19 protein-coding genes and 2 pseudogenes are annotated in these 20,145 nt (G+C 71.2%); 11 read left to right on the forward strand and 10 right to left on the reverse strand.

Translation table 11 applies throughout. From position 1 onward, the window contains the following. Positions 1 to 104: 104 nt before the first annotated feature. Genes ACIDOF_RS08505 through ACIDOF_RS08515 form a run of 3 tightly spaced genes read right to left on the reverse strand, consistent with a single transcriptional unit; the run spans position 105 to position 2,358 of the window. The gene (locus ACIDOF_RS08505; protein ID WP_409005115.1) at positions 105 to 992 is read right to left on the reverse strand and encodes a recombinase RecT; all 888 of its coding nucleotides are present in this window, start codon (positions 990 to 992) and stop codon (positions 105 to 107) included. Continuing rightward, complete coding sequence (locus ACIDOF_RS08510) at positions 989 to 2,056, reverse strand: YqaJ viral recombinase family protein (RefSeq protein WP_409005116.1); 1,068 nt, start codon at positions 2,054 to 2,056, stop codon at positions 989 to 991. Before ACIDOF_RS08510 ends, ACIDOF_RS08505 begins: the two co-directional genes overlap by 4 nt. Further along, the gene (locus ACIDOF_RS08515) at positions 2,053 to 2,358 is read right to left on the reverse strand and encodes a helix-turn-helix domain-containing protein (RefSeq protein WP_409005117.1); all 306 of its coding nucleotides are present in this window, start codon (positions 2,356 to 2,358) and stop codon (positions 2,053 to 2,055) included. The genes ACIDOF_RS08510 and ACIDOF_RS08515 overlap by 4 nt, the downstream gene beginning before the upstream one ends. Positions 2,359 to 2,605: 247 nt before the next feature. Here ACIDOF_RS08515 and ACIDOF_RS08520 point away from each other — a divergent pair, with 247 nt between their 5' ends. The 5 genes from ACIDOF_RS08520 to ACIDOF_RS08540 all read left to right on the forward strand — a co-directional run bounded on the left by ACIDOF_RS08520 (position 2,606) and on the right by ACIDOF_RS08540 (position 6,755). Continuing rightward, a complete protein-coding gene (locus ACIDOF_RS08520; protein ID WP_409005118.1) occupies positions 2,606 to 3,004 on the forward strand; it encodes an XRE family transcriptional regulator in 399 nt (132 codons plus the stop codon). A gap of 97 nt (positions 3,005 to 3,101) precedes the next feature. After that, positions 3,102 to 3,629 carry a hypothetical protein gene (locus tag ACIDOF_RS08525; protein ID WP_409005119.1) on the forward strand — a complete coding sequence of 176 codons (528 nt, stop codon included), beginning with the start codon at positions 3,102 to 3,104 and terminating at the stop codon, positions 3,627 to 3,629. 854 nt (positions 3,630 to 4,483) lie between these two features. Continuing rightward, on the forward strand, positions 4,484 to 6,067 hold the full coding sequence (locus tag ACIDOF_RS08530; RefSeq protein WP_409005120.1) for a restriction endonuclease: 1,584 nt from the start codon (positions 4,484 to 4,486) through the stop codon (positions 6,065 to 6,067). Between the two features lie 65 nt (positions 6,068 to 6,132). After that, complete coding sequence (locus ACIDOF_RS08535; RefSeq protein ID WP_409005121.1) at positions 6,133 to 6,282, forward strand: restriction endonuclease fold toxin-2 domain-containing protein; 150 nt, start codon at positions 6,133 to 6,135, stop codon at positions 6,280 to 6,282. 17 nt (positions 6,283 to 6,299) lie between these two features. Next, positions 6,300 to 6,755 carry a hypothetical protein gene (locus tag ACIDOF_RS08540; RefSeq protein ID WP_409005367.1) on the forward strand — a complete coding sequence of 152 codons (456 nt, stop codon included), beginning with the start codon at positions 6,300 to 6,302 and terminating at the stop codon, positions 6,753 to 6,755. Positions 6,756 to 6,923: 168 nt separating this feature from the next. Here the strand turns inward: ACIDOF_RS08540 and ACIDOF_RS08545 are convergent. Continuing rightward, positions 6,924 to 7,352 (reverse strand): annotated as a pseudogene (locus ACIDOF_RS08545) (hypothetical protein); the annotation flags it as partial. A gap of 974 nt (positions 7,353 to 8,326) precedes the next feature. Here ACIDOF_RS08545 and ACIDOF_RS08550 point away from each other — a divergent pair. The 3 genes from ACIDOF_RS08550 to ACIDOF_RS08560 all read left to right on the forward strand — a co-directional run bounded on the left by ACIDOF_RS08550 (position 8,327) and on the right by ACIDOF_RS08560 (position 9,454). Further along, positions 8,327 to 8,680, forward strand: a complete 354-nt coding sequence (locus ACIDOF_RS08550) for a hypothetical protein (protein WP_409005122.1) — start codon at positions 8,327 to 8,329, stop codon at positions 8,678 to 8,680. A gap of 9 nt (positions 8,681 to 8,689) precedes the next feature. After that, positions 8,690 to 8,917, forward strand: a complete 228-nt coding sequence (locus tag ACIDOF_RS08555) for a hypothetical protein (RefSeq protein WP_409005123.1) — start codon at positions 8,690 to 8,692, stop codon at positions 8,915 to 8,917. Between the two features lie 111 nt (positions 8,918 to 9,028). After that, positions 9,029 to 9,454, forward strand: a complete 426-nt coding sequence (locus tag ACIDOF_RS08560) for a VOC family protein (protein WP_409005124.1) — start codon at positions 9,029 to 9,031, stop codon at positions 9,452 to 9,454. Positions 9,455 to 9,548: 94 nt separating this feature from the next. On the opposite strand, the gene ACIDOF_RS08565 is transcribed toward ACIDOF_RS08560, so the two are convergent. Continuing rightward, positions 9,549 to 10,115 (reverse strand): phospholipase A2, encoded by a 567-nt coding sequence (locus tag ACIDOF_RS08565; protein WP_409005125.1) that lies wholly within the window; start codon positions 10,113 to 10,115, stop codon positions 9,549 to 9,551. A 233-nt stretch (positions 10,116 to 10,348) separates the two neighbouring features. Between ACIDOF_RS08565 and ACIDOF_RS08570 the strand changes: the two are divergent. Then, a pseudogene (locus tag ACIDOF_RS08570) lies at positions 10,349 to 10,564 on the forward strand (DUF6332 family protein); the annotation flags it as partial. 75 nt (positions 10,565 to 10,639) lie between these two features. Here ACIDOF_RS08570 and ACIDOF_RS08575 read toward each other — a convergent pair. The 5 genes from ACIDOF_RS08575 to ACIDOF_RS08595 all read right to left on the reverse strand — a co-directional run bounded on the left by ACIDOF_RS08575 (position 10,640) and on the right by ACIDOF_RS08595 (position 17,556). Further along, positions 10,640 to 13,213: an ABC transporter permease gene (locus tag ACIDOF_RS08575; protein ID WP_409005126.1), complete on the reverse strand. Its 2,574-nt coding sequence runs from the start codon at positions 13,211 to 13,213 to the stop codon at positions 10,640 to 10,642. Positions 13,214 to 13,257: 44 nt separating this feature from the next. Then, positions 13,258 to 14,043 (reverse strand): ABC transporter ATP-binding protein, encoded by a 786-nt coding sequence (locus ACIDOF_RS08580; RefSeq protein WP_409005127.1) that lies wholly within the window; start codon positions 14,041 to 14,043, stop codon positions 13,258 to 13,260. A gap of 234 nt (positions 14,044 to 14,277) precedes the next feature. Further along, the gene (locus tag ACIDOF_RS08585) at positions 14,278 to 14,985 is read right to left on the reverse strand and encodes a response regulator (RefSeq protein WP_409005128.1); all 708 of its coding nucleotides are present in this window, start codon (positions 14,983 to 14,985) and stop codon (positions 14,278 to 14,280) included. Then, positions 14,982 to 16,718 carry a sensor histidine kinase gene (locus ACIDOF_RS08590; protein ID WP_409005129.1) on the reverse strand — a complete coding sequence of 579 codons (1,737 nt, stop codon included), beginning with the start codon at positions 16,716 to 16,718 and terminating at the stop codon, positions 14,982 to 14,984. Before ACIDOF_RS08590 ends, ACIDOF_RS08585 begins: the two co-directional genes overlap by 4 nt. A 154-nt stretch (positions 16,719 to 16,872) precedes the next feature. After that, complete coding sequence (locus ACIDOF_RS08595) at positions 16,873 to 17,556, reverse strand: pentapeptide repeat-containing protein (protein WP_409005130.1); 684 nt, start codon at positions 17,554 to 17,556, stop codon at positions 16,873 to 16,875. A 138-nt stretch (positions 17,557 to 17,694) separates the two neighbouring features. Here ACIDOF_RS08595 and ACIDOF_RS08600 point away from each other — a divergent pair, with 138 nt between their 5' ends. Both ACIDOF_RS08600 and ACIDOF_RS08605 read left to right on the forward strand, forming a co-directional pair. After that, entirely contained in the window at positions 17,695 to 18,852 is a 1,158-nt protein-coding gene (locus ACIDOF_RS08600; RefSeq protein ID WP_409005131.1) for an FAD-dependent oxidoreductase, read from the forward strand. Between the two features lie 119 nt (positions 18,853 to 18,971). Continuing rightward, a complete protein-coding gene (locus tag ACIDOF_RS08605; RefSeq protein ID WP_409005132.1) occupies positions 18,972 to 19,979 on the forward strand; it encodes a zinc-binding dehydrogenase in 1,008 nt (335 codons plus the stop codon). Positions 19,980 to 20,145 lie beyond the last annotated feature (166 nt).

The raw sequence follows: 20,145 nt of genomic DNA on the forward strand, positions 1-20,145 counted from the left end.
GCAGCGGTAGCCGATGACGAAGCGGCGGGCACCCGAGGCACCGCAGTAGCGGTGCCTCGGCCCGCCCCAATGCCGACACCGGTAGTTGATGACCGGCCGGCGGTTCACTGCGCGGCGACCTCGGGCCGACCGGCGAACTGCGCGGGTACGTCCTCCCCGCTCTCTGGTCGGACGTCCTCGAGCCGCTGTGGCTCGACGACCTCGCCCTCGAGGTACTCGCCGGGCACGTCGAGCCCGTCGGGCGTCGTATCGCGCCGTACGGTCCCGTCGTGTGCGACCGCGCGGGCGAGTTCGGCGGACTTGGGCAGCAGCTTGAAGAGTTGGCGTATGCACGTCTTGCGCGCCATGGCGTCGTAGTCCGTCGACCACGGCCCGAAGTCTTTGGCCTTGCTGCGCTTGCGGATCGCCTCGACGTCCTCGACGGACAGCACCACGAACGCAGAGCCGCCGTTCGTGAGCCGCGCGACTGCGTAATACCCGGTCACCGCACCCCGGTTGGTGAGCGCGGGCCGGTGCCGCAGCACGGGGGTAAGGCCGTACTCGTAGTCGAAATCGTCGCCCTCGTGCACGGTGTGCGTGTCGAGACCGGCGGCGAGGGGGTGCTGCCAGAACAGGCGGATCATGCCCTGATAGCCGACTACGAGCTGCACCTCGTACGCCCGGATCTTCTTGTTCCAGAACGGCAGCAGGTATGCCTCGCCGGAGACACCGCCGGGCTCAAGGCCGAGCGCGGCGCACGTCATCAGCGCCCCGGCGAACGACTCGGGGGTGCTCTCGGCCAGGTGCTCGACACGCCGCAGCTCGGTCAACGCGATACGGGCGATCCGGTCCGCGCCGACGTGCTCGGGCAGCGCCCGCTCGATCTGCGGGCGCAGCACCTCCACGTACTGCACGAGGCTCGCCGGCTTCGCCGGCCGGCCGTCGGGCACGGCAGGGCTGTGATTCCGGGCGGCGCGCTTGCTGGCGACCCGCTCGGCAAGGTTGGTGCTCACGCTGCGGCGTTCTCCTTCGAGGCCGGCACGACGAGGCGTCGGGCGCGGTGGGCCCGGAACTCGGCGGGGTGCTCGGCGGCGAGGCGCTTCGTATCGAGCGCGTCGACGCGGTGCGTGTAGGCGGCGGCGAGGTCCGGGTGCGCGGCAGCGAACCGCTTCGCCGCGAGCGGGCCGTTCTGCCGGTAGGTGTAGGCGACTTGGCCCTGCGCCTTGACGACCTCGGCCTCGCCGGCGGTCGCCTTCAGCTGGTTGTCGACCTCGCGCAGCTCGTCGGCGGTGCGCTGCTCGCGGGCCTTGAGCTCGCGGCGGCGCTCCAGCAGCGGCAGCACCTCGGCCGGGTCGGCGACCGTCTCGGCGCCGGCCTGCACGTCGTAGAGGTGACCGAGCAGTTCCTCGGTCGCCGGTGAGCCGTCGATCGGCGGCGGGGTGCCGTCGAGCACGCCCTGCCAGAACTCGCCGACCAGGGCGACGAGATGCCCGGCGAGCTGCTCGTCGCGCTCGACCCGGTGCACGACGAGCCGGTTACCGCCGAGCAGCGCGGCGACGTGCGCGTGCGTGTAGCCGGTCACCGCGAGGTACCAGTGCGTTTGCAGCGCCGGCCCGTCCGGCACGCCGCCGAGCCACTCGTCGAGCTGAAAAGCGCTGCGGGTCTTGATCTCCAGCAGACTCGACGGCGCCGCCTCGCCCGCCTCGATCACGTACCGGTCGACGTTGGCGAGCATCCACCGGCGCTCGACGTGCGCGACGGTTCCCGGCCCCTCGACCACGCCGAGGCCCGTATGGTCTGCGAACACCGAGGCAATCGTCGGCTCGTGTGCGAGGCCCCAGAACGCGGCCTCGGCGAGCTCGGGCGACTGCGGCCGGTCGAGCGGCAGCTCGCCCCGCTTGTCGAGGTACACCTCGTACGCCGAGGTGTACCGGCTCATGCCGAGCACGGCGGCGACTTCGGAGCCGCCAACTCCCGTACGGCGCACGGTGAGCCACTGCTCACGCTCCAGGCCCGGCGGAGCGACGACGACACCTGTGGGCGTCACGGACGCCGGCCGTACCGTCTCGGCGGTCATGACGCCACCTTGAGACGCGGTGCGCTCTCGCTCTGCTTGCCGTGTGAGGTGACTCGGCCGGTGGGTGCCCACAGGATCAGCAAGTCAACGCCGATCGTCTCGGCGATCTTGTGGGCGACGTCGTGCCGGGCTGTCTTGATCCGACCCTGAATCAGGTTGTCGATCGTGCCGTGAGACACGCCAGTTGCGGCGGCGAGCTGGCGGACGCTGATGCCCGAGCCGGTGCCCGTCCGGGCCATGAGGCGCCGCAGCAGAAGGGGATCAATCAGGCGATAGCGGTGCGTATGGCCTGCATCGATCACGTCAGAACTCCTTGCCATGCTGTCAAAGAACTTGGACAGGGAGCCTCGCACGAGCCACAGGCATATGTCTACGTTCTTTTACAGTGCATCATGATCAAGCCAAAAGGCTCAGGTCATGTGGTCAAGGGCGGATGAAAACCTGGACAATGTGTAAAGGAAGTCATACGCGGCCAGGTGGTCGCGCCGTATCGTCACGTCGGCCGCGGGGTGCGCCCCCGGTCCCCAGTGCCCCGAGAGGGAGACCGTCATGAACGAGTGGACGGAGCTACGCGACCTTGTGCGCAACCGTCGCGCGGAACTCCGCCTGTCGCTCCGGGCTCTCGCTGAACGTTGCGTAGACCCGGAGGACCCCGACGCTGGGCCGCTGTGGAATCACGCCACTCTCGGCAACCTCGAAACCAAGACGATCAAGGCGCCGCGACTCCCGGAGCTCCGCGCCCTCGCGGCCGGCCTCGACGTCCCTCTCGGCCTTGTTCAAGAGGCGGCGGGTCGCCAGTATCTCGGCATCGACACGGTATGGGCCGACGATCGCGAGACGCGCACCATGGTCCACGCCTACCGCGAGCTAGACCCGGATGATAGGGCCAAAATCCGGGCAATTATCGAAAGTTGGGGAACTCGGGCGCGACGCGGAGACACTCCCTGAAATCTCGATCGGCGCACCCCGGCGGGAACAACTACCATCTAGCAGTCGTTCAAACATTCGAACTGATTGGCGATCTGTGGGTTCGCTGGGGGTAGTGGTGTCGAGGTATGACGTAGTCGGAATCGAGTACACGGTCGCGGCGGACGCCCACCTGCCCGCCGGTCGTGTAACCCACGTCATCGAGGAACCCGGCAGATCGCTCGTACGCGTCAGGAGAGGTCACGCCACCGAGGCGGTATGCGCCGAGCTGAACAGCACGCACCGCCACATCGACCGCCACGGTCTATGGCTTCGCCGGGCAGCCGACTTCAAGGGCAACCAGTCGTGGAGCTCGACCGACCTGCCCGCAGGCCCGACCGACGGCCGAGCGACGCCGGCGACCGAAGCGAGGTTCGAGTCGGTACCGGCTGCCGAGTTCCCCGAGGACGTGCTTTGCGTGATGCGCGAGCAGCCGGGCCTCGCCGTCTGGCTCGTTCGCGATGACCACATGTCCAAGCAAGCTTGCGACGAGCTGACCGAATACCTGACCCACACCGTTGGCGCCGGGCTGTGGGTCCAGCGTTGGGACGGGAGCGCCGCGAGCCGGTGCGTCACCCCGCGGGAATTCGTTCCTGATGACGCGTGACCGGCAGTGCTGCGACCGAGGGCGAGGGCTGAGATATGCGAACTCTTGGGTACGGCAAGGGCCGCGCAGTGCCTACTGCGCGGCCCTGCACCGTTCTGGGCTTCCGTAGCGCGCGAACTGGCATCCTCGCAGCTAGACCGGCCCGTGAAGCGTGCCCGATGCGTGCCCATTGCGCGCCCGCACTGCCCCGGAACGGTTGGCACGAGCTAACACGAGATGAACCCCGGCAGGCCTCTCACCTGCACGTACTGTCATCGGACGGCATGCCCTGAACCCCCTTGTCAGCTTCGATCTTGAGCTTGTAATGCGTAGGTCGTCGGTTCGAATCCGACAGGGGGCTCTGCGAAATCCCAGGTCAGACCTTGTCTGACCTGGGATTTTTCGTTCACTTGATGCGGCGCCGACGGCGAGCGCGCGCGGCCCGGGTGCCGCCGGTCTCAGTTGTGGTCTCAGTCGGCCGCTGCGGGCCCGGAATGAAGGCGTCTCCCATGCGGCGCATGGCGTCCTTCGCGAGGGTGTTGCGGCCCTTCCACGCCACCTGCCCCGGGCTGGGAGCCCCGCCAGCGGGGTGCAAGCCTCTGACAGGCCTCTGCTGAGCTAGGCCGGGCGGCTTCGGACAACGGCCGCCCTTCCGCTCGGTCCGCAGCAGGGGGAGGTTCGCCTCGCAGGGAGTATCACCCTCAAGTTCCGCAGGGTGATTGGGCGTAGAGGGCTCCGCACTGCGCATTGTCACAACTTCCCGGGGACGTAGCCGAACGATCTCCGCCAGACTTTCAGAGCTCGTGACGCTGGCATATGGGTACGTACATACTGCGGGGATCAACCGAATGATCATGCACTGACCTGGGGGCGCAGTGACGAGCAGGAGCGGAGCGGGCCGAAACGATCCCTATGCCAGGGAACTTGCCCGGCAGGCCAAGGAGCAGGAGAGGGCACGCAAGGCTGCTGAGGCTGAGGCCAAGCGCAAGGCTCGCGAGGAGAAGCAGGCGTATGAAGCGGGGCGGGCGCAAGAAGCTGTCAACCGCACTTACGTGGTCGAGAGCGACATCGAAGACCTCTCAACTCTCCTGAAGACAGCGGTTGTCGACGGTTCGCCGCTGACCTTCGACCGGCTCAGGCAGCAGTTCACCCCCAAGGCGTTCACTCCGCCGAAGGGCCGTACAAAGCCCGTCCCGCAGCCGCGCTGGGAGGAGTACGAACCGGAAGAGCCGCGAGGACTCCTCGGGGCCCTCGGGTTCGGTCGTAAGGGATACGACGCTGAAGTGGAAGCAGCCCGGAAGCGCTTCGACGAGGCGCTGCGTAATCACGCATGGGACGAGGCGAAGCGCGTAGAGAAGCTGAACAAGCTCCGGGCCCGTCACGACGAGAAGAACCAGCAAGAGTCCGACAGGGTCGAGGAATGGAACGCCCGCTTGGAAGAACGCCGAGCGGCCTACCGCGAGCGGGACATCGAGGCCGTCGAGTGGTTCATCGACCAGGCCCTGGCCGCGTCAAAGTACCCGCACGGATTCCCCAAGGCGCACCGTGTCTCGTATCAGGCAGACACCGGCGATCTGCTCATCGAGATCGATCTCCCTCTTGAGGATGTCGTCCCTGCGGCACGCTCGTACCGCTACGTGAAGTCCCGGGACGAGATCAACCCCGTGCCGCGCCCGGACAAGGAGCGCAAGGAGCTGTACGCCTCGGTCCTGGCTCAGACTGCCCTGCGAACCGTGCACGAGTTGTTCGCCGCCGACACTGAAGGCGCCGTTCAGTCCGTCGCCCTCAACGGGCATGTGACCACCATCGATCGCGCCACCGGGCGTGAGGTGCACCCCTGTCTGATCACGCTGCAGACGAGCCGGGAGGAATTCGAGCAGCTGGTCCTGACGCAGGTTGATCCGCGGGCCTGCCTGAAGCGGCTGCGGTCCCTGATCTCTCCCAACCCGTACGAACTGGAGCCGGTGCGGCCGCTGGTCACGTTCGACCTGAGCAAGTTCCGGCTCATGGACAGCTTGGACGTCGTGGCAGGACTCGACAGCCGGCCCGTACTGATGGACCTGACGCCCACGGAGTTCGAGCACCTCATCCGGCAGCTGTTCGAGGCCATCGGGTTGGACAGTGTGAACACCCAACCCTCGAAGGACGAGGGAGTGGATGCGGTGGCGATGAACACCGACCCAGTGATGAAGGGGCTGTGCGTCATCCAGGCCAAACGCACCAAGAACGTCGTGCCGTTCGAAACGGTGTCGGCCCTCGCGGGTGTCGTGGAGCACAAGCGCGCAGCCAAGGGCATTCTCGTGACGACATCCTGGTTCGGGCGGGCCAGCGAGGCTTTCGCCAACGAGCACGGACGTCTTGAACTCCTCAACGGAGCGAACCTGGTCCATCTGTTCAAGGAGCACATGGGCCTCGACGTGATTCCGGGCCCGGTCCCGCCCAAACGGAAGCCGCGCTGACCTCGGTGCCTTGTGCCCGGAGGGCCGCGCTACTCGGTCAGCGAAGCTGGTTGCGTTCGGAGGAGATGGACCGGTACCAGGCGGCGCTGTCCGATCCGCGAAACGACGAGATCCGCGGTTTCGAGATCATCACCAATGACGAGGAAGCCGCCCCCTACTGGCAGAGCATGATGGCCATGAGCGGCGTAGAGGGCACCGCACGCTACGTGCCGTAGGAGTGAACCGAGACACCATGACGCAGAACAACGCACGCCGGACCACCTTCAGCTTCGCCCCGCCAGTGGACAACCCCACAGCCTGGCAGCTCCGTCTCGACCACTTCGCTGATCGAATCAACGAGGGATTCCCTGGAGCTTTCACAAAGCTCAAGGGCCACCTCGGCCCTCGATCGATCGATGCGCTGACCTTTGAGGTTTCGCTCAGTGAAGGGGTGTGGCTCAGAGGGTTGGCGACCACTCCCTACCCGGAGATGGGATCGGTCCTGGTGATGGACGCCTCCGCGGGCGAAGCCGCGCGGTTCGCTGTCTGGCTGCGGGACTCGTACGCCCCCGCCCCCGATCTGGTCCAGTTCACGACGGAGATTGCCATGGATCTTGGGGAGGAGACTCCCTGGGAGGTTCCCCCTCACGGCACAGCCGAGGATCTGGCTCAAGTGTTTCAGCAGCACATCGACACGTTCGACCGCTGAGTGGCCGACGCTCCGAACGGGGCCGGTGCGCCACCAGGGCAGAGCGAGAGTGCTACCGCAAAGCGGCGTCCAAGTGCTGCTGCACCGGCTCGTAGAGCCCGTACGGCACTTAGCTGGGAACCGGACCCACCAGCCCGTCCTGGTCGGCTTGGAGATCACGCGCCCGGAGGCGCTCGCCAGCCATCCGGTGGCGCTCACGACCTCGCGCGCTATGTCGACCACGGTCCGTCCGTCGGTCGCCACCGGCACCGTGTCCGGGGGCATTTGCTCATCCAGAATCCGTGCTTTGCGGGCGCTGCCCTCCAACTCCTGCTCCAATTCCGAGCCCGGTCGGCCAGGACGCTCACCGTGTGCGTGTAGATCAGGCGGCGGTATCCGAGCTCGGCATAGTTCGACAGAGCGCCGTCAGATTGCGCTCGGCGATCTTCCTGCGGCGCGGGTCTCTCTCCGGGGCGAGATGGGCCTGGCCCATGAAGTCGCCTTCGATCACGCAGTGGCAAACGTCGCACCACGCAAACGAGCCGAGACCTCCTACCCCGCCGTCCTCTTGCCGACGCCGGCGCGCCCTCCGATGAGCAACACCTCTGCTTGATCCATAACTGCACCCTGCCGGCGAGCAGTCGAGCCGCGCGAACCAGATACACAGACCAGGGAGGCAGGCCGTAAGTGGTCCTGATCGAGTGAGTAGCCATCTGGGATGTGATTGCCCATGACCTCGAAGCTCTTGCTCCTCATGGTGTCGCTTGATGTTGGAGTCCAAGGGGCCTGCGGGGTCAGTAACCCCGCCGACGTGCCTGGTGGCGAGTTGCGTGAGCGCTGCGGGAGCGGGCCAGGCGGCACGGGATGGATTGCGCGGCACGCAGAGCGGGGGCCATGGCTCTCTGGCCTGGGGAAACGGGGTTCTGCGGCGTCGTCCGGCACCACGCTGTGGGGGCTCTGCGAAATCCCAGGTCAGATGTTGTCTGACCTGGGATTTTTCGTTCACTTGATGCGGCGACCGGGGGGCGGCCTCGTGCGGGTCGCCGGCGGCGCGGGGTGTTCGGGCTCGGATGCGGGGGGGCCTCCGGCTCGGCGGGCTCGGTGTCGAGGCCGGTGCGATGTGGGCGAGCGCCCGGTCGGCCTTCACCTTGCTTTGCTGAGAGTGGTCGGCCCTTTCAAAGCCCTCTCGTTGAGCCTGAGTTGACCGGTGACTGGTGGATGCTCCGAGCTCTGGAACGAGGGCCCTTGGGCGTGGATGCGGTGCAGTGCGACGGAGGTTGATGCGGCCGGGTTCCATAAGGGGCGTAACGGCCGAATAACCATCCCTGAGGGGGTGAGGGGGCGGTCGTCGGGACCTGTCGGAGGGCCGGTACGTTCGGCGCGAAGGTTGACGAAGCGGACTCTTCCGGCTTTGTCGCTGGATCTAAAAACAAGGGGAGTCGGGTATGGCGAGGCCGGCGACATTTGCCGAGCGAGCGGTAACTCTTGGCGGTGTAGCAGCACTTGTCGGGGGAGGGGCCCTTGCGGCTGCGCCCGCAGCCGCAGCGGATGAACAGCCCGTGATGCCACGAAGCGCCGCTGGGACGAGCCCGTTGGGCTCGTTCTCCTATAGCTTCAACGGCTTCACCGTAAAGATCCCGAATGGCTGCTTCCTCACGCACACGATCAAGGGGAGCAAGCGGAAGATAACCAACCAGTTCGCCGGTGTTGACTGCGCCGGCCTGGCGGCTCTCCCGAAGTTCTACAACTGGCGGATCGATTTCGCGTATGCCGACACGAACGGCAAGACCTACAAGACCTCGCGAGGCAAGACGCATACGACGGGCGACCACAACCCGCTGCGGCACAACGCCCCCCAGACGCTGCCGAAGTACGGCAAGGCGTGCGCGAAGTTCTACACCAACGGGAAGCTGCGGGCCACGCAGTGCCACTACATCACTGGCTGAGGTGAAGTAATGCAAGCGGCAGATCGAAAGCCGACAACTGCCATGTGGTGGGCGGAAATTGGCGTCTTCCTCGGCGTGACAGCGCTGTTCGCGGTGCTGTCCTCGCTGGTCGTCTCAGCCCTGTTTCAGGACTCGCCGGTCATTGACGGCGGTGGACTGATCGTTGCGGGTGCGGTCGGCATGTACGCCAGCCGACGTTTTCGCGAGTGGGGGCTGAACCGGAAAAGCGACGATTAGTTCTGGAGGGCCGCTGCTCGGTGCACGGCCCGCTCCTGACGGGGGTCAGAGAGGGCCAACCCTGGGGAATATAGGACAGAAACTGTCCTAGTTGCTGTCTAGCCTCCGGGTATGAGCGCTGAAGGCACTGTTGTCGCACCCGTTTTCCGGTATTCCGCCGTCACCTTCGACTGTGGTGATCCCGTCCAACTGGCCGGGTTCTACGGGGAGATGCTCGGGCTTCCCGTCGTGTTCGCCACCGAGGACTTCGTGTTTCTGGGGCAGGGGGAAGGGGTGGCCGGGCTCGGGTTCTCCCGGTTGGAGGGGTATCGGGCGCCCGGCTGGCCCGGAGACGGAGACGGAGACGGTGACGGCGGCGTGGGCGGGGGTGGGGAGAAGCGGGCGCATGTGGAGGTCGGTGTCGACGATCTCGACGGGGCCGAGGCGTGGCTGCTGGAACTCGGGGCCGTGAAGCCCGACTTCCAGCCCGACCCCGAGCGGTGGCGGGTGCTGCTCGACCCCGCCGGGCATCCGTTCTGCATCTCCACCCTCGTGTAGCCGTCGCGCGTGGGGAGATGGGACGCGTGAGGGCGGGGACGACGTGACGTGTCGTCCCCGCCCTCACCTGTCCTCCCGCGTCCCGCGTCCGCGGTCAGGCGTAGAACGCTCGCCCCCCGCCGATCCGTACGGCGTCGTAGTACGTGTGCGCCGCCCCGTAGCAGGCCGCGCGGCGGAGCGGGGTGGGGCGTTTCCGGTCGCAGGTGCGGCGCATCTCCTCCAGGAAGCGGTCGTCGACGGCCTTTCTGCGGGCGGGCGTCGGGTCCAGGGAGAGGGTGCCGGCGCGGGAGCCGTAGTTGCGGTAGCCGAAGTCGTGGAGGGTGCAGGCGGGGGTGAAGAGCTTCATGTACGGGGCCATGCCGCCCGGCACGGAGCAGCCGTCCGTCGTCCAGTTGAACGGGGGCTTCCGTTCCACCTCCATGAACCGCTCCACGGGCAACGCCATGATCCGGTCGGCGGCGCGGACGAGTTGAGGGTTCCCGGCGACGGGGGTGTTCCCTGCGGCGGGGGCGTTCCCCCCAGTGGTCGCGTTCCAGGTGTTCTCGTTCCAGGCGGCGGTGTCCCGCTCGGGGGTGTCGTCGGCGGTGGCGTTCCCGGCGGGGGCCAGGGCGAGCACGGAGGCGGCGAGGGTCGCGGCGAGGGCTCTGACGAGGGTGCGCATGGCGGCTCCAGGGTTTTTTACCCGGGGCAACGCGCACCCGCCCCCGAGGTCACCCGCCACCCCCGTTTGCCCCGCCACCTCCAGGTGCCCCGGCGTCCGCCCCGCCCTGCCTCGGCCGGCTTTCCCGGGCCCTCCCGCCTCGCCCCGACCCGTGCCACACTCCCCGCATGGGCACTCGGGACACGCGGAACTCTCGGGACTCTCAGAACTCGCGGGGCCCTCGGGACTCGCGGGACCAGGGCCGTGAATCCCGCTGGGAGAAGGACGCGATGACGGTGGAGATCGCCTTCGCCCTCGTCACGTCCGCCGTGCTCGGCCTGGTGGCCTTCGCGGCGACGGCGGCCTTGTTCGGTACGAGGGCCGGAACGGTGGTGGGTGGGGCCGCGGGGCTGTGGCGCCTGATCCACGTGCTGGGGAGGTTCGACCGGGGGCGCGGGTTGGGGCGGTGAGGCCCGTAGCGGGGTCGCCCACCCCAACCCGTACCACCCCTCCCCGTACCACCCCGGCCCCCAACACCCCACCCCTCACTGCGCGTTGATCGCCCCCAGCATGTTCAGTCGCGCCGCCCTCCGGGCCGGCCAGATCGCCGCCAGTACGCCGATGGTGAGGGACAGGAGCAGCAGGAGGAGCAGGCGTGGCCAGGGCAGGGTGGTCGTGTAGTCGGGGAGGCCGGAGGAGGTGAGGCTGCCGCCGGCCCAGGCGAGGAAGACGCCCGTGCCGAGGCCGAGGACCGCGCCGAAGAGGGAGATGACGACGGACTCCAGGCGCACCATCCGCCGTACGCCCCTGCGGTCGAGGCCGATCGCGCGGAGCATGCCGATCTCGCGGGTGCGCTCGAAGACCGACATGGCCAGGGTGTTGATCACGCCGAGGACCGCGATGACGACGGCCATGCCGAGCAGCCCGTACATCATGTTGAGCATCACGCCGATCTCTCCGGACGCCTGCTTCGTGAGCTGTTCCTGGCTCTGCACCTGCAGGAGCGGGCTGTTGCCGAGGGCTTCGCGGATGTCGCGGTCGAGGCCGGGGGCCTTGCCGGGCGCGGCCTTCACGAGGACGGAGTCGTACGCGCGGCCCGCCGCGTACGGGAGGACGTCGGTGACGTCGGCGACGGCGCTGTCGACGACCTCGTTCTCCTGGTAGACGCCGACGACTTCGAGCCGCTCGTGCCGCGTGGACTCCCCGTCGTCCGGGGCGAGTTCGGCCTTCAGGGTGTCGCCGGTGCGCAGGCCCGTGCGTGCGGCGAGGGTCGTGGAGAGGGCGATCTTCCCGGGGCCCACCGCCTCCGCGGAGCCGGACTCGAACGTCAGGGACGCGACCTTGCCGAGCTGCTTCGGGTCGACGCCGGAGACCATCGCGTACTCCCCGTCGACCGTGAGGCCCGCCGAGGCGATCGGGGTGGCCGCGGCGACGCCCGGCACGTGCGCGACCTTGTCGCCGTCCTTCGGGTCGACGCCCAGATACGCGGAGTTGGAGACCCGGTAGTCGGCGCTGAGGCCCTTCACGGCGGCCTCCCGCAGGGCCAGGTCGACGGAGTGGCCGGTCACGGCGAGGCCGGTGATCAGGGTGACGCCGATCATCAGGGCCGAGGCGGTGGCGGCCGTACGGCGCGGGTTGCGCAGCGCGTTCTCCTGGGCGAGGCGGCCGCTCACGCCGAACACCCGCGTCGTGACCAGGCCGGCGAGCGTGACCAGCGGCCGGGAGAGCAGCGGGGCGAGCACGATCATGCCGGTCAGGGTGAGGAACGAGCCGAGCATGGCGATCGAGACGTTCGCGTCGGCGCCGTCGTCGAGGGTCGACACGTACAGCATGACCAGGACGCCCGCGCCCGTCAGGAGCCCGCCGAGGATGTTCCGAACGAGCAGCCCGCGTACCGGAGTCGGTGCGTCCACGGTGGAGAGCGCCGCGACCGGGGCGATCCGTGCGGCCTTGCGGGACGGCAGCCAGGCCGCCAGGACCGTCACCACGACGCCCACCGCGAGCGACCACAGCACCGCCGCGGGCGCGATCACCAGCGGGCCGTCCGGCAGTCCGGCGCCGCCCGCGTTCAGGAGCGGCCGCAGGCCCGCCGCGATGCCGAGGCCGAGCGCGAACCCGGCGGCGGACGCGCCGAGTCCGAGGAGCGCGGCCTCGGCGAGCACGGAGCGTACGACCTGCCGGCGGGAGGCGCCCACGGCCCGCAGCAGGGCGATCTCGCGGCTGCGCTGGGCGATCAGCATCGTGAAGGTGTTGGCGATGATGAACACGCCCACGAACAGGGCGATCCCGGCGAACACAAGGAGCATCGTGGTCATGGCCCGGGTCGACTCGGCGGTCTCCTCGGACTGCTGGGCGGCCAGCTCGGCGCCGCTCGCCGCGGACGCGCCCGCCTTCGGGAGGAGGGCGCGGACCTGTGTGGTGAGGGCGGCCGTGTCGACGCCGGGCGCGGCGGTCACGGACAGCTCGTCGAAGCGTCCGGGCGCGAGGAACAGCCGCTGCGCGGTGCGGGTGTCGAACACGGTGAGGGTGCCGCCCGCGGTGACCCGGGGGTCGTCGGTGCGGACGGTGCCGACCAGCTTCTTCGTCAGGGCCGGGCCGGTCGTCGCGAACCGGACGGTGTCGCCGATGCGGTACCCGGCGCGTTCGGCGGTGGCCGCGTCGAGCGCCAGCTCCCCCGGCCCGGCGGGCGCCCGCCCGTCGGCGAGCGGCAGCCGCGGGTCCGAACCGTCCTTCCCCGGGGCGTAGTTGGCGGCCAGGTTCTGCCACGCGCTCCCGGCGTCGAGGGGCGTGCCGTCCTTCCCGGCGAGCGTGGCACGGCCGTTCACACCGGTGCGTACGGAGGTGACGCCGGGCAGGTCCCGGATGCGGTCGGCGAGCGCGCCGTCGAGGGCGGTGGTGCGCGGCTCGTCGGACAGGCCGGCCGGGGGCAGTTCGTCGGCCTGCACCGAGACGGCGACGTCCTTCAGGTTCTTGGTGGAGGCGGCGCGGAACGCGGAGGCCACGGTGTCGCCGAAGACGAGCGTGCCGGAGACGAAGGCGACGCCGAGCATCACCGCGAGCGCGGTCATGATCAGCCGGGCTTTGTGCGCGAGGACGTTGCGCAGGGCTGTTCGCAGCATGGGGCGGTCCAGGGATTCGGGCGGACGGAGTGGGTGGAGGGGGCTCAGCTGGTGCGGCCCTTGGCGTCGAAGAGCCGCATCCGGTCCAGGACGGTCTCGGCGGTCGGCGCGAGCAGCTCGTCGGTGAGGCGGCCGTCGGCGAGGAAGACGACCCGGTCGGCGTGGGCCGCGGCCACCGGGTCGTGCGTGACCATCACGACGGTCTGGCCCAACTCCCGTACGGATTCCCGCATAAAGCCCAGGATCTCGGCGCCCGAGCGGGAGTCGAGGTTGCCGGTCGGCTCGTCGGCGAACACGATCTCCGGCCGGGACGCGAGCGCACGGGCCACGGCGACCCGCTGCTGCTGCCCGCCGGACAGCTGCGCGGGCCGGTGCCGCAGACGGCCGGAGAGGCCCACGGTGCGTACGACGGCGTCGACCCAGTCGTGGTCGGGGCGGCGGCCCGCGATGGCCATGGGCAGCGTGATGTTCTCGTACGCGGTGAGCGTGGGCAGCAGGTTGAACGCCTGGAAGACGAAGCCGACCTTGTCGCGGCGGAGCCGGGTGAGCCTGCGGTCGTCGAGCCCGGACAGCTCGGTGTCGCCGATCCGGGCCGAGCCGGACGAGACGGAGTCGAGGCCCGCCATGCAGTGCATCAGCGTCGACTTGCCGGAACCCGACGGGCCCATGATCGCGGTGAAGCGGCCGCGCCCGAACTCCACGGAGACGTCGTCGAGGGCGACGACCCGGGTCTCGCCCGAGCCGTACACCTTGCTCAGGCCCGAGGCGCGGGCGGCGGCGTCGGTGGCCGGCGAGTGGATCGGGGCGGGGGCGGCGGCGGCCTGGGACATGGCTGTCTCCTGGGAGGCGTGAGCAGGGTGGGGTGGTCGGGCGCGGCCGCCGCGGAGTGCGGCGGCCGGTTCCGTTCCATGCTCGGCGCGCGGCGCGGCCGATCCGTCGGCCGCAGGGCGTGAATACGGGCCCTGCCGGAAGTCGGGCGGAGGGAGGAGGGGTAGTCCCTGCGAGGGACCCGGGGTCTTACTTGCGGCAGAGGGCCAACTGCTCCGCAGACCGCCGGAGTCGGGTCAGTCGACCAGGCCCGCGCGGTGGGCCAGGACCGCCGCCTGGACGCGGCTCTCGCAGCCCGTCTTCTCCAGGATCGACCCCACGTGCGTCTTCACGGTGCCGACGCCGATGCCGAGCAGCCGCCCGATCTCCAGGTTGGCGAGGCCCTGCCCGAGCAGGACGAGGACTTCCCGCTCCCGGTCGGTGAGGCCCGCGACCCGCGCCCCGTGGCCGTCCGCGTCGGGCCGCGCACCGCCCTGCAGCATGCGGCGGATGACGGTGCCGGTGACGCCGGGCGAGAGGACCGCGTCGCCCGCGGCGGCCGCGCGTACCGCGTTGATGAGTTCCTGCGGGCCCTCGTCCTTCAGCAGGAAGCCGGTGGCGCCGGAGTGCAGGGCCCGCGTCACGTTCTCCTCGTCGCCGAACGTGGTGAGCATGACGACGCGCGGCGCCGGGTCGAGTGCGAGCAGCGGCGCGATCGCGGCGAGTCCGTCCGTCACCGGCATCCGCACGTCCACCAGGGCGACGTCCGGCCGGAGTTCGGCCGCGAGCCGCACCGCCTCGGCGCCGTTCGCGGCCTCCCCGACGACGTCGATGCCGTCCGCGTGCCGCAGGATCAGCCGTACGCCGTGCCGGATCATCTCCTCGTCGTCGGCGAGGAGCACGCGGACGGGGGCCGGGCCGGCAGTGGAGGCGGGGGCGCCGGTCGGCGTCGTCGGGTCGGTCATCGCTGCGGCTCCTGGGTGGGGGTGGGGGTCGGGGACGGCTCGGGGGTGTCCTGCGGTTCGGTGACCAGCGGGGCCGTGAAGCGGTCGATCGCCGTCAGGGTGTCGCCGGTGAAGCAGTAGCGGACCAACTCCAGCTCACCGCGCTCCCGTTGCTCCGGGCCGCCCTCCGCGTACGGGTACATGCAGCTGGTGGCCGACGCGGGCCGGGGCGGCTCGTGCCCCACGGCCGCGGCGCGTGCCTCGACGCTGTCGGCGGGCAGGGCGTACCGCACCTGCTCGCGGCTCATGCCGACGCGCGGCGGGTCCGGGTTCGCGTAGTCCGGGGCGGGCCGGGCGCGGTCGACGAGGACGAGGCCGAACAGCATCATCACGCCCACCCCGGCGAGCCCCAGCAGGGCCGTCGCCACGTCGGAGAACCTCCGCTGGAGGGTGGAGAGGCGGCGGGGGGAGGGGAGTCGGGGGTGCAGGTCAGCGGTGGGGTCGGTGGTGTCTGGCGCGTACGGCTCGTAAGGGCTCTCCTCGGCCGTGCCCGGCGCCGTCTCCGGCTCCGCGGGCAGCTCCGCCGTGACGGCGAAGCCGCCCGCCGGGGTCGGGCCGGCCTCCAGGGCGCCGCCGAGCAGCGCGACCCGCTCCCGCAGGCCGGTGAGCCCGCGCCCGGTGCCGACCGGCGCGGCCGACGGCTCGGCGCCGACGGGCGGTACGCCGTTCCGCACCGCGATCCGCACCCGCGCGTCGTCGTGCGTGACCCGCACGTCGACGCGGGCCCCGGCGGCGTACCGGTGGACGTTGGTCAGCGCCTCCCGCACCACCCGGTGCACGGCGCGGCGCACCCGGGCCTCCCGGCCGTCCAGGTCGGGGCCGTCCCAGCCGAGGTCGACGAGGACACCGCCGCCGCGCGACTCCTCGACGAGCGCCTCGATGTCGGCGCGCGTGCCGGTCGCGTCGGTGAGCGCCTCGGTGCCGGTGTCGCGGCCCAACGGGCCCAGGACGCCGAGGACTTCACGCAGTTCGCGCATCGCGTCCTGTGTCGCGCCGCGCACCAGGGCGGCCTCGCCCTGCAGGTCGGGGGCCTCCTTGCGCAACGCCAGCTCCAGTCCGCCCGCGTGCAGGGAGATCAGGCTGAGCCGGTGGCCGACCAGGTCGTGCATCTCGGCGGCGATCCGGGACCGTTCCCGGATGCGGGACGCGCTGTCCGCCTGCCGTTCGGCCTCCTCGGCGGCGGCGGTCCGCTCGCGCAGCGCGCGCAGGAGCCGGTCCTGCTGCCCGGCGGCGGCGCCCACGAGGCCCGGTACGAGCACGGTGGTCGCGGCGAGCACCGCGCCCAGCGCCAGACCGAAGCCATGACTCCCGAAGCCGGCCGCCGGGGCGAAGATCCCGCAGCAGACCGTGGCGAGCGTGCTGGCCGCGAGCAGCAGCACGGTCCGCCGCCGGGCCGCCGGCAGCTGCCGGTTCGCGGTGTACGAGGCGACGGCGGTGAGCAGCCCCACCGCAGGCACCAGGGCCATCGCGGCCGCCAGCCCGAGGACGCTGAGGAGGGGAAGGCCGCGGCGGACGGTGACGAGGGCGACGGAGACCAGGCCGAGCAGCAGCTGCAGGTCCCCGCTGAGACCGTCGCCGAGGCCGCTCACCCCCTCGTACGTGAGCAGCACGAGCACCACGGCGCACGCGGCCTCCGCCGCGGCCCGCCACAGCGTGCGCGGGTGGATCCTGCGGGGGGTGTGGGGGCTGGGCATACGTCCCAGTATCCGAGCCGGGCAGGGGACAGCCGTGGTCCTTGGGTCGTAGGGCCCTCTCTGCCGTCGGACAGAGTTCTCTCTCGGCGGCCGGCCGCGCTCCGCGGCGAAGCCGCCGATGTCCCGGCCCCACGCCCCTGCAGGGGCACACCCCTCAGTCCTGCACCCGCACCCCCAGCTCCGCCGCCAACACCGGTGCCAGCTCCAGGAGTTGCGTCGTACTGATCACCGCCCCCGCGAGGCTCCCCGCCCCGCGCGCCAGGTCGAGGCGGGTGATCCCGCGCAGGTCGACATCGGTCAGCCGGGCGCCCGTGAGGTCCGCCCCGGCCACCGTGCACCCGTCGAACGACACCCGCTCCAGGCTCGCCCCGCCGAAGTCCGGCTCGGCGAGGACGACGTCCTCGAAGACCACGTCCCGCAGCCGCGCCCGCCGCAGGTTCAAGTAGTCGATCTTGCCGCCCCTGATCACCACCCGCTCGAGAGCCGCCCCGTGCAGCTGCGTCCCGCCGAGGCGCGCGTCGAGCAGCTCCACGTCCCGCAGCGCCGCGCCCGCGAGGTCCGTGCCCACGCCCCGCACGCCGGTCAGCCGCGAGTCGATGACGCGGGCGTTCCGCAGCACCGTGCCGTCGAGCGCGCAGCCCTCCAGGGAGCAGTCCAGGAATCTCGCCCCGGCCGCCTCGCCGTACGACAGGTCCGTGCCGTCGAAGAGCAGGCCGTCGTAGTCCCCGTCCGGGGTCAACTCGGCGTCCCCGCACGGTCTCAGGGGCGGCAGGCGCAGCTCGGGGCGGCGGACGGGTTTCACGGCGGGCTGCTGCCCGGGGCGTCGTTCGCGTGGCATGCCGTCCATCCTGCGCGACGCCACTGACAGCCCCGGCCGGGCCGCCGTATCTCACCCCGGGGCGCGCCTCCGTATGTCACATCCGGCGGCTCTCCTCCGTCGTACCCGTGACACTCCACGGAGCGAGGAGACGCAGACATGCATCGCATCACCGTCATCGGCGGCGGATTCGCCGGGCTCACCGCGGCGATCGTCGCCGCCGAGGCGGGCGCCGAGGTCACCCTGCACGAGGCCCACCACACCCTCGGCGGCCGCGCCCGGACCAGCGAGACGGGCCCGTACCGGACGAACGAAGGGCCGCACGCGCTCTACAACGGCGGCCCGCACTGGACCTGGCTGAAGCAGCGCGACCTGATCGGACCGCTCGCCCCGATACCGCCCCTGGAGGGCGCCCGGCTGCGCCTGCACCACCGCGGCGCGCTGCGCCGCACGCCCCCGCTCGGCATGGTCAAGCTGCTCGGGCCGCGGCACCGGCACGCGCCCGTGGACCGGGACTTCTTCGGCTGGGCCGCCGAGCGGGTCGGCGAGGAGGGCGCGCGGGCCGCGGCCCACTACGTCGCCGTGGCCGTCTTCCACCACGACCCGGGCTCGCTGTCCGCCGCCTTCGTGCAGGAGCGCCTGCGCCGCGCCACGAAGCTGCCGCCGGAGGCGCACTACCCGCGCGGCGGCTGGAGCTCCGTCATCGACCGGATGGCCGCCCACGCCTGGAACCTCGGCGTCCGCGTGGAGACCGCGTCCCGCGTCGACGCCCTGCCCGAGGACGGCCCGGTGATCGTCGCGACCTCGCTCGACGCGGCCCGCCGCCTCCTCGGCGACGACTCGCTGCGCTGGCACAGCGGTCGTACGGCGCTGATCGACCTGGCCGTACGGACCCGGCGCGGGGACGCGTTCGCGGTGTCCGACCTGGACGCGCCGGGCTGGATCGAGCGGTTCACCGCGCAGGACCGCAGCCTCGCCCCGGCCGGGGAGTCGCTGTTCCAGGGCCAGATCCCGGTCGCGCCCGAGGAGCCCAGGTCCGCCGGGATCGGGCGCGCGGAACGGCTGCTCGACCTGGGCGCGCCGGGCTGGCGGGAGCGTACGGCCTGGCGGCGCGAGGCGCTCGCGGCGGGGCGTACGGGCGCGGTCGACCTGCCCGGCACGACCTGGCGCGACCGGCCCGCGGTGCGCCGGGGCGACGCGGTGTTCCTGGCCGGCGACCAGGTGGCGGCGCCGGGCGTGCTGTCGGAGGTGTCGTTCACGAGCGCGATGGAGGCGGCGACGCTGGCGGTACTGGCGGCCCGGCCGGTCACGGTGTGACTCCGGTGCGAGTCCGGTGCGACTCCGTACGGCACCGGGGCTTGACCTCAAGTCCGCTTGAGGTCGGAGGGTGGTTGCCGTACCGCCGCCGACCTGCCGTACCGACCGAGGAGTTCACCGTGCGCGCCATCCGTCATCACGCCTTCGGGCCGGCCGAGAACCTCGTGCTCGAAGAGGTCGACACCCCCGAGCCCGGCCCGGGCCAGCTGCGGATCGCCGTCCGGGCGGCCGGGGTTCACCTGCTCGACACCGCGATCCGCTCCGGCGTGCAGGGCCCGCTGCCCGAGCTGCCGGCGCTGCCGACGGTGCCGGGGCGGGAGGTCGCGGGCGTCGTGGACGCGGTCGGGCCCGGCGCCGACCCGGCCTGGCTCGGCAAGCGCGCCGTCACCCACCTCGGCTTCGCGCCCGGCGGGTACGCGGAGCTGGCCGTCGTCGACGCGTCCCGGCCGCACGAGATCCCCGACGGGCTCGACGAGGCCGCCGCCGTCGCCATGATCGGCACGGGCCGTACGGCGATGGGGATCGTGCAGTTCGCGGAGCTCGGCCCGGAGTCCGTGGTCCTCGTACCGGCCGCGGCGGGCGGACTCGGCACCCTGCTCGTGCAGTACGCGAAGAACGCCGGGGCGACAGTCGTCGGGCTCGCGGGCGGGCCCGAGAAGACCGCCCTGGTCGAGGCGGACGGGGCCGACCTGGCCGTCGACTACCGGCAGCCCGACTGGCCCGACAAGGTCCGCGCCCACCTCGGCGGCCGTACGGCCACGGTCGTCCTCGACGGGGTCGGCGGGCCGGCCGGGCGCGCGGCGGTCGACCTCCTCGGGCCCGGCGGCAGGCACGTCGTGTTCGGCTGGTCCTCGCAGGGCATCGGCGGCGAGGACGACCCGCACCGTCCGGACGCGGCGGAGCTCGCGGAGCGGGGCGTGACGGCGGTGGAGGTGCTCGGCCCGCCGATGCTCGCGCGGGCGGGCGGCGAGAACCCGATCCGGACCCTGGAGCTCCGCGCCCTGGAGGAGGCAGCGACCGGCCGCCTCCGCCCCCGGGTCCAGCGCTTCCCCCTGGCAGAGGCGGCGGCGGCGCACCGCGCGCTGGAGGGGAGGGGGACGGTGGGCAAGGTGGTCCTTGAGCCGTAGCGATGACCGGGCCCCACCGGGGGAGCCCGAAAGGGGCGCGGGGCTGTGACATCAGCGGCTTCGCCGCGGGGCGCGAGCAACCACGACGGCGGGTCTGCCGAAAGACGAGCGGTAAAGGGAGCCCCTCCGGCGCTTGAGGAGCGGGGGTCCGGGGGCGGAGCCCTTG

It is taken from the genome of Streptomyces sp. Da 82-17 (genome assembly GCF_046098215.1).
Taxonomy (GTDB): Bacteria; Actinomycetota; Actinomycetes; order Streptomycetales; family Streptomycetaceae; genus Streptomyces.

Bases quoted from the DNA above. Each gene is read 5' to 3' on its own strand.
- ACIDOF_RS08510 (WP_409005116.1), bottom strand. From the start codon at position 2,056: ATGACCGCCGAGACGGTACGGCCGGCGTCCGTGACGCCCACAGGTGTC.
- ACIDOF_RS08520 (WP_409005118.1), top strand. From the start codon at position 2,606: ATGAACGAGTGGACGGAGCTACGCGACCTTGTGCGCAACCGTCGCGCG.
- ACIDOF_RS08535 (WP_409005121.1), top strand. From the start codon at position 6,133: ATGGACCGGTACCAGGCGGCGCTGTCCGATCCGCGAAACGACGAGATC.
- ACIDOF_RS08540 (WP_409005367.1), top strand. From the start codon at position 6,300: ATGACGCAGAACAACGCACGCCGGACCACCTTCAGCTTCGCCCCGCCA.
- ACIDOF_RS08555 (WP_409005123.1), top strand. From the start codon at position 8,690: ATGCAAGCGGCAGATCGAAAGCCGACAACTGCCATGTGGTGGGCGGAA.
- ACIDOF_RS08560 (WP_409005124.1), top strand. From the start codon at position 9,029: ATGAGCGCTGAAGGCACTGTTGTCGCACCCGTTTTCCGGTATTCCGCC.
- ACIDOF_RS08565 (WP_409005125.1), bottom strand. From the start codon at position 10,115: ATGCGCACCCTCGTCAGAGCCCTCGCCGCGACCCTCGCCGCCTCCGTG.
- ACIDOF_RS08575 (WP_409005126.1), bottom strand. From the start codon at position 13,213: ATGCTGCGAACAGCCCTGCGCAACGTCCTCGCGCACAAAGCCCGGCTG.
- ACIDOF_RS08580 (WP_409005127.1), bottom strand. From the start codon at position 14,043: ATGTCCCAGGCCGCCGCCGCCCCCGCCCCGATCCACTCGCCGGCCACC.
- ACIDOF_RS08585 (WP_409005128.1), bottom strand. From the start codon at position 14,985: ATGACCGACCCGACGACGCCGACCGGCGCCCCCGCCTCCACTGCCGGC.
- ACIDOF_RS08590 (WP_409005129.1), bottom strand. From the start codon at position 16,718: ATGCCCAGCCCCCACACCCCCCGCAGGATCCACCCGCGCACGCTGTGG.
- ACIDOF_RS08595 (WP_409005130.1), bottom strand. From the start codon at position 17,556: ATGCCACGCGAACGACGCCCCGGGCAGCAGCCCGCCGTGAAACCCGTC.
- ACIDOF_RS08600 (WP_409005131.1), top strand. From the start codon at position 17,695: ATGCATCGCATCACCGTCATCGGCGGCGGATTCGCCGGGCTCACCGCG.